Origin of the sequence: Actinomyces oris (assembly GCF_001937665.1) — a bacterium.
Classification (GTDB): domain Bacteria; phylum Actinomycetota; class Actinomycetes; order Actinomycetales; family Actinomycetaceae; genus Actinomyces; species Actinomyces stomatis.
In genome coordinates this window covers 1-12,358 of record NZ_MSKL01000007.1, presented here as the reverse complement: position 1 = coordinate 12,358, position 12,358 = coordinate 1, and the positions used below count along the sequence as shown (strand labels likewise).

The window sequence follows — 12,358 nt, the reverse complement described above, 5'->3', positions numbered from 1 at the left end:
AGCCCTCAACCGGCCTTGGTCAGGTGGGCGATCATGCCGTCGATGTCCTGCTGCAGCCGCTCCGGGCGCACAAGGTGGCCTCCTGCGTCCTCATAGTGCTCATGAGGAATGCCGGCGGCCTGCAGTGCCCCTGCGAAGGTTCTCTGGGTCGGCAGGACATGACGCTCGTTCAGGTCGACAGTATCCGTTCCACAGGTGAGGAAGATGCGCTTGCCCCGGTACCTCTCGATGTGCTCCATGGGGTTGTCGGCGCTCACACGCGCCTCGTCCCAGGGCGCCCCGTAGACCATGCCGCCCCCGAGCTCGGCCATCGAGGTCAGATTCGCCCAGTGGGTGATCGTGGAGCCGTCCTTCCCGCGCAGGTCGGCGGGTCCCGAGTGGCAGGAGACGGAGGCGAAGTGCCCGTAGTACTTGGCCGTGTACTTCAGGGCCCCGAAGCCTCCCATGGAGAAGCCGGAGACGGCTCGCCCGGAGAACTCCGCGATGGTGCTGAAGGTGGCGTCCACCCAGGGGATGAGCTCGCCTATGTGGAAGGTCTCCCAGTTCCGGGGGCCGACGTTCGAGGAGACCGGGTTGGAGTACCAGCCGGCGAGTCCGCCGTCGGGCATGACGACGATGAGCTCGCGGCCCGCGGTGTAGTTTCGAATGCCCAGCTTGTCGAAGACCCGGAAGTCGTTGCCTTTGCCGCCTCCGTGGAGGAGGTAGAGCACCGGGTAGCGGCGTGCCGGGTTGTATCCGTCGGGCAGCAGTACGTTGACGGCCGGGTTCCAGCCGATGGACGGCGTGGAGAAGCGGTAGTACTGCATGCGGCCGCCGTCCTGGTGCTCGGTAACGCTCAGGCCCGCGGCCTGAGCGGGCGCCGCGCCGGCCACGGACGCACCGGCGCCCACGGCGGCGAGGGCGGCGACCCCGCCCACCCCCTTGAGCATGATGCGTCGGCTGATCCCCGAGCTGCGTGCGGGACGGGCCGGAGGACGAGGCGATTCCAGGGTCATCGGGTGGTCAGGTTTCTGAGTCATGGGATATGTACAGCCCCTTGCTGTGTCGGTGATGGTGAAGGAGGGAGGTCCCCTCCCCCGGGGCCGCATCCACTGGGTGATGGCTGCGGCGATGGCCGTGAACCTGCCAAGACGGCACGACCACCATCAACCCTACTGTTATTAATCGGTAGAAAATATGGCTATGGATAAGACGCCCCACTCTGGTACGCGTCGCCCGGCGGGGCGAGATCACGGCGCCGACCAGCCGGGTGGCGCCGGCGGCGGCGCTCCCGCTATGCTCACCGCCATGACGACTCTTTCGCCCCAGGCCCGCGCGATGATGGTGCGCACCCTTGGCGAGGGTCGAATGTGCATGCGCTGACAGCGCCAGCCGTCGCTGTCTGACACGTAACGGTGAGAGTCCGAGCCGCTTGAGACCGGCTCGTCGCACTCCGCGGAGGCCCCACCGCCCCCGTGTTCATCCCTCCAGCAAACCGCCACCTCGGCCGGGCCACGCGCCGGCCAACCCCTGAGCCCGATCTGCCGCAGCAGCCGCCTTGCGCTCGCGCGCCTTACCGCCGCCAGGGGACCCGAGAGGACCTTCTGTCATGCACGCCCACCTCACCCCCGTCAGCAGCTCCAGCGACTCCACCGACTCCACCTGTCCGGGCCGCCCTGACCTCACAGCCCCCCACGCGCCTACCGCCGCCTCCCCCGCGGCCGCCTTCTTCACCGCCCCCGCCGTTGACCCGGCCGTCTTCGACGCGGTCCCCGACCGCCGCGGCACGGCCAGCCTCAAGTGGGACTCCGCCGTCAAGCGCGGCCGCCCCGAGGACGTCCTGCCCCTGTGGGTGGCGGACATGGACCACGCCACCGCACCGGCGGTCACCAGCGCCCTGCTGTGGCGCACCCGCCACGGCATCTTCGGCTACTCCGAGCCCGACGACGCCTACCAGGCGGCCCTGACCGGCTGGTTCTCCCGCCGCTACGGCTGGCAGGTGGAGGCCGAGTGGAACACCGTGACCCCCGGCGTCGTCCCGGCCCTGGCCCTGGCGGTGCGTGCCCTGACCGCGCCGGGCGAGGCGGTCCTCATCGAGGAGCCCGTCTACTACCCCTTCCGCGACGTCGTCGAGGTCAACGGGCGCACCGTGGCCGCCGTCCCCCTCGTGCGTGACGCCGACGGCGTCTACCGCCGTGACCTGGACGCCCTGGAGGAGACCATCGAGGCGACCGGTGCGCGCCTGCTGCTCCTGTGCAACCCGCACAACCCGGTGGGCCGGGTCTGGAGCCGGGAGGAGCTCACGGCCCTGGAGGAGGTCACGGCCCGCCACGGCGTCGTCGTCGTGGCCGATGAGATCCACGCCGACCTGGCCCTGCCTGGCTTCACGACGACGCCCTTCGCCTCCGTGAGCGAGACGGCCGCCGCACACACGATCACCTGCACCTCGCCGTCGAAGTCCTTCAACCTGGCGGGTCTGCAGGTCGCCAACATCCTCATCGCCGATGCCCGCCTGCGCAGGGCCTTCCGCCGTGAGCTGGCCACCACCGGCTACTCCCAGCCCAATGTCCTGGGTCTGACGGCCTGCCGGGCCGCCTACGAGGGCGGTGACGCCTGGCTGGACGCCCTGCGTGAGCACATCGCGGCCGCCCGGGCCCACGTCGAGGCGCGCCTGGAGCGGATCGAGGGGATCGAGGCCGCCCCCTGCGAGGGCACCTACCTGCTGTGGCTGGACTGCTCGGGATTCCTGAGGGCCGCCGGGCTCGAGCCCGAGCGGCTCGACGAGGTCATGCTGAAAGAGGCCGAGCTCTGGCTCGACGACGGCCGGATCTTCGGGGCCGGCGGCGAGGGCTTCACCCGGATCAACGTCGCCTGCCCCCGCGCCACCCTCGACGCCGCCCTGGACCGGTTGGAGGCTGCCGTCGCCGCCGTGACCGCCCGCGCCGCAGGGCATGCCGGGCAGGGCCCCACCGCCCTGTCCGCCTGAGTCGGTTCGTCCGGGCCGCGCAGAACCGCCCTGACCGGTGTCCATTCACCGGCCATCGCCGGCGTCGCCGTCGGCCGTCAGTCATCATTTCCTCCCGCCACTCCCCCGCCCATGAGGAGAAACCACTCATGACCAGTCCGTCCGCACCCCGCCCCGCCGCTCACACCGAGTGTTCCCAGCCGCCGGCCGCTCGCACCTTCCCCGTCCACCATCACCCGACGTCGTCATCCCCGGACCCGCAGCTCCGTCTGGAGACGCTGCTGGTGCGTTCGGGCACCGGGACCGATCCGGCCACGGGTGCGATCACGACGCCGATCCACCTGTCGACCGCATACGGCCACCCGGGCCTGGGTGAGTCGACGGGCTACGACTACACGCGCACAGCCAGCCCCACCCGTGACGTCCTGCAGGACGCCCTGGCGCGCCTGGAGGGCGGGACGGCCGCCTTCGCCCTGTCCTCGGGGATGGCGGCCCTGGAGCTGGTGACCCGCACACTGGCCCCGCACGGCAGCCGGATCGTGGCGCTGCGCGACCTGTACGGCGGCTCCTTCCGCTTCCTGGAGGTCCTGGCCGAGGAGGGGGCGGCGCGAGTCGACTTCGTCCTGGGCATCGAGGGCCTGCGCGGGGCGCTGGCCGACCCGGCCGACCTGGTCATCATCGAGACTCCCACGAACCCGATGATGGAGGAGCTCCCCATCCCTGAGGCGGCCGAGCTGGCCCATACCGCCGGGGCGAGCCTGGTGGTGGACAACACCTTCTGCACCCCAGTGGTGCAGCGGCCCCTGGAGCTGGGTGCCGACGTCGTCGTTCACTCGGGCACGAAGTACCTGGGCGGGCACAACGACGTCATGGCGGGTGTGGCGGTGGTGTCCGACGACGTCCTGGCCGAGCAGCTGAACTACCGGCTCAACACGACCGGCGCGACGCTGGGGCCCTTCGACTGCTTCCTGCTGCTGCGCGGGCTCAAGACCCTGGCGCTGCGCATGGAGCGCCACGAGGCCAACGCCTCTGCGATCGCGGAGTTCCTGCGCTCCAGCCGGTATGTGACGCGCGTGCTCTACCCGGGGCGGTCGGGCATGGTGAGCTTCGACCTGGCCGAGTCGGTGGACGTGGCCCGCTTCCTGGCCTCGGTGCGGGTGTTCACCTTCGCCGAGTCCCTGGGGGGCGTGGAGTCGCTGGTGACGTGCCCGTCGGTGCAGACGCATGCGGACGTGCCCGTCGAGGTGCGCGCCTCCTACGGGTTGAGCGACCGGCTCATGCGCCTGAGTGTGGGGATCGAGCACGTCGACGATCTCATCGCGGACCTGGCCCAGGCATTCGAGGCCGCCGGCGCCTGAACGTGGACTGAGCCGGACGCCGACGGTGAGGTTGTCGGGTCGGGCTACCCCGACATCAGCCGGCCAGGCTGCCGGATGGTTCATATTCGTCGGAGACACAAGGCTTGTTGCCATGAGACGCCTACGAACATCCCCGCCATCGCACGCCACCTCAGCCCTCGCCGTCCTCACCCTGCTCGGCACGATCACCGCCGGCAGCATGCTCGGTGCGAATATCGCAGCCGCCGCCAGCCCGCCCGCGCCGGGCTCCCATGAGGCCGGCGTCGTGGTGGACCGTGGTACGAACTCGAACAGCAACGCAGGCACGCCTCAGCCCACCGGTAGCAACACGTCAAACGGTTCCGGAGGATCCACCGGGTCCACGGGGGCGGGTGCCCCCAAGGGGCTGGAGTCCTTCTACAACCAGGACCTCACCTGGACCGACTGCACCAACGACGCCACCGGCACCGCCTTCCAGTGCGCCACCGTGACCGTGCCCCTGGACTACGACCACCCGCAGGGCAAGACCATCACGGTGGCCCTCAAGAAGCTGCCCTCGACGAGCTCCTCCCCTCGGGGCTCGGTCTTCCTCAATCCCGGAGGCCCCGGGGGAAGCGGTATCTCCGCCATCGAGTCGCGGGCCGAGCTCTTCAAGAACGGGGAGATGTCGGAGGTCCTGGCGAGCTACGACATCATTGGCTTCGACCCTCGCGGCGTCGGCCAGTCCACCCCCATCACCTGCTGGTCCCCCGAGGACGTCCAGGCGATTCTGGCAGGGCAGGCTGAGGCGCCTTCTTCCGGCCAACCCACGACATCAGGCAGCGCCGCCGATATCGTCGCCCAGGGCTCACGCGAGGCCGCGGCCTGCCAGAAGTACACGGAGGTTCCCGAGATCCTCGACCATGCGGACACCCGTTCGGTGGCCCGTGACATGGATGTCATGCGGGCGCTGGTGGGAGACAAGGACCTCAACTACCTCGGCGTCTCCTACGGCACCTACCTGGGCGCGGTCTACACCGAGCTCTTCCCCGACAACATTGGACGCGTCGTCCTGGACAGCGCCATGGACCCCACTCTGTCACGGCAGGAGGCGTCAGAGGATGGTGCCGCAGCCTGGGAGCAGTCATTGCGCACCTATATCGAGTCCCAGCAGGGCCAGGCGGGGTTCCCCCTGAGCGGTACGACGGAGGAGGCCGTCACCCGGCTCGCCACCTTCCTCGACGACCTGGACGCCAACCCACTGACCGTCTCCAACTCCCGGGAGACTCTGAACCGGGCCAAGGCCGTTAGCAGCATCTCCACACTCGCCAACTCCTCGCCCGATAAGTGGCCACTGCTCACCGAGGGACTGGCCCAGGCCATGAACGCACATGACGGCACCGCCCTGGTGAGGAACGCCGCCTCTGTCTCCGCCTCAAGCAACAGCATGCCTCCTCCCACGACAGAGAAGCAGGTGGTCGAACGGCTCCGCGTCCGCTATGCCTTCTCGGCCAACCGGTGCCTCGACTTCCCCGACGCCGGGAACGAGTCGAGCTGGGATGCGGAACTGGCCTCCTACCGCCACGACTACCCGGTCTTCCACAGCTCGCTCCCCCAGATGGACGCCTTCTGCCACGGCTGGGGACACACCAGCAGGACCGAGGCCGTCGACGTCGACGTCGAGGCCACAAACCCGGTGCTCGTCGTCGGCATTCTGCACGACCCGGCCACGCCCTACCCGTGGTCCAAGGCGCTGGTGTCGAGGATCCGCAACAGTCACCTGCTGAGCGTGGACATGTACGGTCATGTCGCCACGGGTCAGAACAGCTGCACCATGGCGAGAATCAGCGACTACCTCGTCAACGGGACGCTTCCTTCAGACGGGGAGGTCTGCGCGGCGGACCCGGAGCCCCAGGCAGGAGGTGGTGAGAAAGGCTGACGCGAAGATTCAGCAGCGACCCCGCTGAGCGACGCCGTCGGAGCCGGGGAGTACCGGAAATGGAAAACACCCCGGCTCCGACTATTCAGCCGATGACGGGGTGTTGGTGCGCCCGAAGGGATTCGAACCCCCAACCTTCTGATCCGTAGTCAGATGCTCTATCCGTTGAGCTACAGGCGCATGTCGTTGCCGACGGGTAGAACATTACTCAGCGTCCACCCAGGGGACAAATCCTGTCCCCGTGAGGATGGGCACAGGGCCGGAGTCCCGCCGTTGGCGGCACTCCGGCCCTCGGCGCCACGGTGACAGCAGCGCACCTGCGAACCACTGGGCGCTATCCGACGCTGGCGCTCTGGTTGATAGTGAAGAGCGAGTAGCCGAGCATGCCAAGCACAAAGGAGAAGGCGATGCTCAGGACGACACCGATCACCGCCCAGATGAGAGTGGCCTTGGCCCAGTTCCTCTTGCTGGCGGAGTGGCCGCTGCCGAAGGCGAGCATCAGCAGCCAGACGAGGTTGACGACGGGGATGGCCATGAGGAACAGCGTCAGCATCCAGCTGCCGACGGAGTCCGCGCTCTCAAACTCCTCAGACCGCGCCGCTGCCAGCGCTCCGCCTCCTGCCGGCCGCGCGAACGGCGAGCCCGCCGCGGGAGGAGCCATGTCGGGGAAGGGCGGGGCCTGCCCGGCTGCGGCGTCGGAGGAGGGGGCTGAGCCCCACTGGGGCGCCGAGCCCTGCGACGGGAAGGCTGAGGACGACGACGGCGCGGACTGGGCGACCGCCTGTGTCGCAGCGGGGACGAATGCCTCCGTGGCCTGCTCGGCCTCAGCGCGCGCGGTCGCCGTGGGGAAGACCGAGGACATGCCGACGTCACCCTCCTGGCGACCCCCACTGAAGGGGTGCGAGTGCGGGGCCGGCTGCTGGGCGAAGGGCTGCTGGTCCTGCAGACCTGCCGGCTGGGCCTGCGGCTGCTGCCCCTGCCACTGCAGGGCCTCCCGACTCGCCTCGCTCCCTGGAACGGCACCGGCTGCGGGGGCCGAGGAGGTGCCCGGAGCTGAGGGGATGCCGGGGGCGGACTGGGCGAAGGGCGACGACGCGGCTACGGCGCCGTCGTCGGCCGTGGGCCCGCCCCAGGCGGGCTGAGCCGGCTGACTGTAGGGCGCCGGCTGGGCTGCCTGCTGAGCGGGGGGCTGCCCGGGCTGGAAGGGCGAGGGGGCACCGAATCCGCCACCCCCGGCCGGGTCGGGCTGGCCGGGCTGCCCCGGCTGACCGACCCCGTTCTGCTGGGCGAAGGGGTTGGCCTGGATGTAGGGGTCGGCCGACGCCGCACCGGGCTGGGCGGCCGCCTGTGCGGCATGTGTGGAGTAGGCGCGCGTCTGCTCCTCAGGGGGTGGCCCGGCGGGCAGGTCGGGCTGCACTGGGCGCCACGAGCCGGACTGGGCGCCGGGCGCAGCCCCAGGAGCGGAGCCGGGCACCTGCCCAGTGGCCTGCTGCTCGGCGCGCGCGGCGTCGAGCAGGTCCTGGTTGATGAGGACGGTCCGGGCGTTGAACTCGTCACCCTGATTGGGGCGGGGCGAGCCGGAGGCCGGCGGCTGGGTTGCGTCGTGGTCAGACATGAGGTCCCTCTCAGTCGAGTACAGCATCACGCTATCCCGGATCGGCGCAGGAAGACACACAGGCACCCCGATCGGCCAGAGGCGAACGCCCCGACCGGGGCTGCTTCACGGGGCCCAGTCAGCAGGGAGTGGCCGCCGAAGAGGTCTCGCCGGCTCCCGATCCAGCCGGAGCCTTCCAGCGCTGCCAGCAAGCGACCCCGACGAACATCACCAGCGGACCGATGGCGCCGGCGGCGGAGCCCGCGTGGGTCCGCAGCGCGACGAACGGTAGCGTCGCCAGGAGGATGACGGCTGCGATCACGGCGAGACGCGATCTAGTTCTGATCGCCAGCAGTGTCACCACAACGGCCACTGCGGACACGAGCGACAGGACCCGCCCGGGGCCGGCCCAGTTGAGGACGATGAAGAGGGCGACAAAACCGCCAATGAGCGCGTATCCGATGGCCTGTCTTCGGTTGTCCATGTCAGTCATAGCCGCTCACTCCCAGCACGATTGATGGACTACTGCCAGGATAGACCGCAGGATGCGAGCCGTCGACCGTTCGGTCAGTTGAAGGGAGGCCGGCCCAGGCACAGCACCCTCCGCGGCAACGGCTGGGCCGACGACGAAGCCCCGGCGCGCTGCTGCGCACCGGGGCTCTCAGTCCGGCGGAGATGGGGAGATTCGAACTCCCGAGGGGCTTCCACCCCAACCTCCTTAGCAGGGAGGCGCACTAGGCCACTATGCGACATCTCCATCGCCTTCCCACGGCTCCACCGCGGGATGCACGGGCAGCCTACCGGGAGGATGCCGCGTGAGCAAACCGCCGAAGACACGGTGCAGGCGCCTCGGCATGAGGCGACGCGAGTGCCGGCCGCACGGGTGCCCCGCAGCCGCTACTTGCAGCCCGAGACCTCCGGTTCCCTGACCCGGGCGCCAGTGCCGTGCGGAACCATAATGGTCTTGAAAGCATGTCATGAGGCGACGCGAGCATGTTGAGAGGGCGCGCGGTGCACTGCGAGGAGGGGCGAGGATGCCGGTGAGTGGGGAGACGGGTGCGCGGGTCACGGATTTCATCACTGCCCTGCGTGAGGCCCTGGAGGAGGCGGGCGCCCCCGCCCGCGCCGAGCAGCAGCGGGCGTACCTGAAATCCGAGATGGCGATGTACGGCGTCGGGGTCCCGGAAACGCGGCGCCTCTCGCAACGGATCGCCGTCGCCCATCGCGGCCTGTGGACTGAGGCCGCCACCTGGGAGGCGGCGCTGCGGTGCCTGTGGGATGGGGCCACTCACCGCGAGGAGCGCTACGCGGCGCTGGCCGTCATCCGCTCCAAGCTGTCCGCGTCGCATGCTGGACGCATGGAGTCCCTGGCCCTCTACGAGCATTTTCTGCGCACGGGGCAGTGGTGGGATCTGGTGGATGAGACCTCCCACGCCGTCGGGCTGGTGGTGCGTGAGCATCCGGCTGCGGCGGCCCGTATGCGCGTGTGGGCCACCGACCCGGACGTGTGGGTGCGGCGCAGTGCCATCATCTGCCAGCTGCAGCACAAGGCCGGCACGGACCTCGACCTGCTCACCGCCGTCATCGAGGCCAACCAGGAGGACTCGGAGTTCTTCATCCGCAAGGCCGTCGGCTGGGCGCTGCGCGACTACGCACGCACGGACGGCGACTGGGTGCGCGCCTTCGTCCAGGCGCATCCGGACCTGTCCCCACTCAGCCGACGCGAGGCCGTCAAGCGCCTGTAGGAGCGGGGCGCGACACGGCAGGCGGTAGGGCCGCGCAGTCCGCTGGCCGTTCCTCGCCGTCGGAGCACGCGCGAGCCGTGCCGCCTCAACCGTGAGTCATCAGATCGCGCGCCCCATCGGCACGGTACCGCTCACGCATGCGGTCCACGTAGTCGAGGAGGTCCTGTCGCAGTCGCATAGGGGTGATGACGCAGGCATCCGGACCGAGCCGAAGCAGAATCGTCATGGCATGCAGGTGATCCATGAACTCCAGCTGGAGACAGGTCCATCCATCATCTCCGGGAGGTTCGCCATCTGCATCGGTCGTCGTTGCGCGCAACGTCCACTCCTGCACATCGCTCCAACGCTCGTCCCGCACCCAGACAGTGGCTGTGATCGCCTCGAACCTTTCAAGAAACTCCTCCCGCTGTTTCTGCCATGCCGCGGCCATATCGAAGCCGGAGTCGTCAGCACACTCCTCAGCGAGTACGTCAGCCTCTTCGATCCGAGAGAGCCTGGTGAAGCGAACCTCGGTGCCGTGTGAGGCGCACAGGTACCAGCTGCGACCAGCGGCAACTATTCCGTGCGGATCGACGACGTCCTGCGTCGTCGTCCTCGACTTGTGACGGAAGACCATACGCAGTCGATGGCGCGTCAAGACCGCTTCCTGAACAGCATGGAAGACGGCGTCGGCCCGCTCGCTCTCAGGAAGGGGAAGCCACCCTTGAGGATCGACCACGACGCGCGAGGCAATGCCCATGGACCGGCTTCGATGGCTGTCGGGCACGGCGGCGAGCAGTTTGCGAGACGCGGAGACGAGGGCGTCACCAAGGCCCAGTGGCGCAGCACCCCAGCTGGTGAGACCTGCGAAGAGAGCCCGGCTCTCCTCACGGTTCAGTCCTGTCACGTCAATGCGAAAGCCGGGGTCGATTCTCACTCCCCCATGAGGTCCCCGCTCGCACCATACCGGCACGCCCGCAGCCGACAGCGCCTCAACGTCCCGCAGCACGGTGCGCCGTGAGACCTCCAGCCGCTGCGCCAGATCCGAGGCGGACAGACGACCATGGGTACGCAGCAGCCAGATCATGGACAGCAAGCGGTCAGCACGCACCGGCTCATCCTCGCACGTACGTGACACAAGGTGGCACCAATGGTCTCTAACCTCGACGCCGTCCGCCCACCTCGTATACCCGTGAGAGTCTCAGGAGCATCACCATGACGACCTTCGTTCCCAACAGCGTCATCCTCTACGTCTCCGACGTCGAGGCGAGTACCACCTTCTACCGCCGGATTCTCGGTCATGAACCGATCAAGACCTATCCAGGATTCAGCGTCTTCGCATTGTCCGACGACGTCACTCTCGGCCTGCAGGCAGCCGACGAGATTGAACCGGCTGCTGAGCCATACGTAGGCGGGACCGAGCTGAGTCTCAGCAACGTTGAGCGTGCCGACGTCGATCGTCTTCACGCGCAATGGAAGAAGCTGGGCATTCCGATGGTTCTGGAGCCGACCGTCCTCGAATTCGGCTACACCTTTGTGGCAACAGACCCCGATGGGCACCGCCTGCGTGTGTGCGCCACTGATACCTCGAGTTTCGTCTGACTCGAGACCCTCGGCGCCCTGCCCGTCACCGGGTGCAGGCCTCGATGCGCTGCAACGCTTGAGTTCATCACGATAGTTGCTGTCGCCTAAGTGCGGGTGGGGCACCGCCGGCGTTGACGTGCCCCACCCACAGTGTGGAGATCGCTCAGCTAGAGAGGGCCCGGTGACCTGCCTGCCCCAAGCCACGGGCGCGATGCGCCTCCAGCGCCTGCCTACCAACATGCTCACTACCCAGCACCTCGCCGACGATGCGAACGGCCTCATCCCAGTCGATCGGCTCCGACGCATATGCCTTGGCCAAGGCTGGATAGTCTTCCAGGAGTTCTTCATGAACCCTGGAACTGAGTGGGCGCACATGTCCCTGCGCTCGAGAAAGCACTCCGTTGATGGCCGCATTCAGAGCAATCCTTCGCCGTCCGGTGATACCGTGCTCGGCCTGGAAGGCCAGGTAGGGCTCTTCCTTTCGATACTGGACCGCTATAGATAAGGTGTGCAAGGCATCCTGTAGCTCTTCAATACGTTGAGATTGCTCATCAATTCGGCGACGTAATTCGTCTAACTCTGTACTGGACTCGGGCATTAACTGCACCCTCCCCTCGCTCCTTGCGACAGAAGCCTAGAGTAGCGCCCACATGACCCACTCGACAGACTCAGCAATGACTTGAGCGGTGCCACCATCCAAGGGGCCTTGGAGCGCATCACATAGTTTCTCGCGAACGACATACGCAGCAAGGGCAGGTACGCCTGAGCATGCTAACCAAACACTCCCCGCTCGTCGCCGCGGCTTGCCAACGGCACCTCCACCCAAGCACCCCCTCGCTCCAGCCGACTACTCCACGAGCCTCGGGGACTACTGGCCAAGGGTTGTGCGTACTGCACGAACCCCCGCACCCCGGGAACTACACCCAACCGTCCGCCAGTAACCCCCGACCTTCGTGCATTGCGCCCAGAAGATGCCGAGAGCCACTTGGGAGACCGCATCCGAGCACAAACAAACCCTCGGCAGCCGAATTGCTACCGAGGGTTCGAGTAAGCATGACATGGCGGAGAGGGAGGGATTCGAACCCCCGGTGCGCTAGGCGCACAGCGGTTTTCAAGACCGCCACATTCGGCCGCTCTGTCACCTCTCCAAGCCGCACCCTCCGGGCGCGACAGGCACAGACCCTACCATCCCGGTGGGCCCGCGGTCACCGTGAGCCCACCGGTCGCCAGCGTCGCGGTCGTACCTTAGGTGTACTG

At 68.2% G+C, this 12,358-nt stretch carries 10 protein-coding genes and 3 tRNA genes; 5 read left to right on the top strand and 8 right to left on the bottom strand.

Features of this window, described 5'->3' with window-relative positions:
• Positions 1–5 precede the first annotated feature (5 nt).
• A complete protein-coding gene (locus BKH28_RS03030) occupies positions 6–1,019 on the bottom strand; it encodes an alpha/beta hydrolase (protein ID WP_430515697.1) in 1,014 nt (337 codons plus the stop codon).
• A gap of 569 nt (positions 1,020–1,588) precedes the next feature.
• On the opposite strand from BKH28_RS03030, the gene BKH28_RS03025 reads away from it, so the two are divergent.
• The 3 genes from BKH28_RS03025 to BKH28_RS03015 all read left to right on the top strand — a co-directional run bounded on the left by BKH28_RS03025 (position 1,589) and on the right by BKH28_RS03015 (position 6,199).
• Positions 1,589–2,965, top strand: coding sequence for a MalY/PatB family protein (locus BKH28_RS03025; RefSeq protein WP_075417421.1), 1,377 nt, complete (start codon positions 1,589–1,591; stop codon positions 2,963–2,965).
• Positions 2,966–3,093: 128 nt separating this feature from the next.
• Positions 3,094–4,302: a PLP-dependent transferase gene (locus tag BKH28_RS03020; protein WP_075417420.1), complete on the top strand. Its 1,209-nt coding sequence runs from the start codon at positions 3,094–3,096 to the stop codon at positions 4,300–4,302.
• Positions 4,303–4,414: 112 nt separating this feature from the next.
• The gene (locus BKH28_RS03015) at positions 4,415–6,199 is read left to right on the top strand and encodes an alpha/beta hydrolase (protein WP_075417419.1); all 1,785 of its coding nucleotides are present in this window, start codon (positions 4,415–4,417) and stop codon (positions 6,197–6,199) included.
• Between the two features lie 104 nt (positions 6,200–6,303).
• Here BKH28_RS03015 and BKH28_RS03010 read toward each other — a convergent pair.
• The 4 genes from BKH28_RS03010 to BKH28_RS02995 all read right to left on the bottom strand — a co-directional run bounded on the left by BKH28_RS03010 (position 6,304) and on the right by BKH28_RS02995 (position 8,550).
• Positions 6,304–6,379: transfer RNA gene (locus BKH28_RS03010), tRNA-Arg, on the bottom strand.
• Between the two features lie 154 nt (positions 6,380–6,533).
• Positions 6,534–7,841 (bottom strand): hypothetical protein, encoded by a 1,308-nt coding sequence (locus BKH28_RS13510; RefSeq protein ID WP_075417418.1) that lies wholly within the window; start codon positions 7,839–7,841, stop codon positions 6,534–6,536.
• 91 nt (positions 7,842–7,932) lie between these two features.
• Positions 7,933–8,286 carry a hypothetical protein gene (locus tag BKH28_RS03000; protein WP_075417417.1) on the bottom strand — a complete coding sequence of 118 codons (354 nt, stop codon included), beginning with the start codon at positions 8,284–8,286 and terminating at the stop codon, positions 7,933–7,935.
• A 177-nt stretch (positions 8,287–8,463) separates the two neighbouring features.
• A tRNA-Ser gene (locus BKH28_RS02995) sits at positions 8,464–8,550 on the bottom strand.
• A gap of 277 nt (positions 8,551–8,827) precedes the next feature.
• Between BKH28_RS02995 and BKH28_RS02990 the strand changes: the two genes are divergently transcribed.
• On the top strand, positions 8,828–9,538 hold the full coding sequence (locus BKH28_RS02990) for a DNA alkylation repair protein (RefSeq protein ID WP_075417416.1): 711 nt from the start codon (positions 8,828–8,830) through the stop codon (positions 9,536–9,538).
• A gap of 85 nt (positions 9,539–9,623) precedes the next feature.
• Here the strand turns inward: BKH28_RS02990 and BKH28_RS02985 are convergent, their stop codons facing one another.
• Positions 9,624–10,628, bottom strand: a complete 1,005-nt coding sequence (locus tag BKH28_RS02985; protein WP_075417415.1) for a helix-turn-helix transcriptional regulator — start codon at positions 10,626–10,628, stop codon at positions 9,624–9,626.
• 104 nt (positions 10,629–10,732) lie between these two features.
• Between BKH28_RS02985 and BKH28_RS02980 the strand changes: the two genes are divergently transcribed.
• Positions 10,733–11,119 (top strand): VOC family protein, encoded by a 387-nt coding sequence (locus BKH28_RS02980; RefSeq protein WP_075417414.1) that lies wholly within the window; start codon positions 10,733–10,735, stop codon positions 11,117–11,119.
• A gap of 145 nt (positions 11,120–11,264) precedes the next feature.
• Here the strand turns inward: BKH28_RS02980 and BKH28_RS02975 are convergent, their stop codons facing one another.
• Complete coding sequence (locus BKH28_RS02975) at positions 11,265–11,699, bottom strand: hypothetical protein (RefSeq protein ID WP_075417504.1); 435 nt, start codon at positions 11,697–11,699, stop codon at positions 11,265–11,267.
• Positions 11,700–12,160: 461 nt separating this feature from the next.
• Positions 12,161–12,249 (bottom strand) — tRNA-Ser (locus BKH28_RS02970).
• Positions 12,250–12,358: the final 109 nt, after the last annotated feature.

Excerpts from the sequence above, each read along its gene's own strand:
- BKH28_RS03030 (WP_430515697.1), bottom strand. The coding sequence starts at position 1,019 with ATGACTCAGAAACCTGACCACCCGATGACCCTGGAATCGCCTCGTCCT.
- BKH28_RS03025 (WP_075417421.1), top strand. The coding sequence starts at position 1,589 with ATGCACGCCCACCTCACCCCCGTCAGCAGCTCCAGCGACTCCACCGAC.
- BKH28_RS03020 (WP_075417420.1), top strand. The coding sequence starts at position 3,094 with ATGACCAGTCCGTCCGCACCCCGCCCCGCCGCTCACACCGAGTGTTCC.
- BKH28_RS03015 (WP_075417419.1), top strand. The coding sequence starts at position 4,415 with ATGAGACGCCTACGAACATCCCCGCCATCGCACGCCACCTCAGCCCTC.
- BKH28_RS13510 (WP_075417418.1), bottom strand. The coding sequence starts at position 7,841 with ATGCTGTACTCGACTGAGAGGGACCTCATGTCTGACCACGACGCAACC.
- BKH28_RS03000 (WP_075417417.1), bottom strand. The coding sequence starts at position 8,286 with ATGACTGACATGGACAACCGAAGACAGGCCATCGGATACGCGCTCATT.
- BKH28_RS02990 (WP_075417416.1), top strand. The coding sequence starts at position 8,828 with ATGCCGGTGAGTGGGGAGACGGGTGCGCGGGTCACGGATTTCATCACT.
- BKH28_RS02980 (WP_075417414.1), top strand. The coding sequence starts at position 10,733 with ATGACGACCTTCGTTCCCAACAGCGTCATCCTCTACGTCTCCGACGTC.
- BKH28_RS02975 (WP_075417504.1), bottom strand. The coding sequence starts at position 11,699 with ATGCCCGAGTCCAGTACAGAGTTAGACGAATTACGTCGCCGAATTGAT.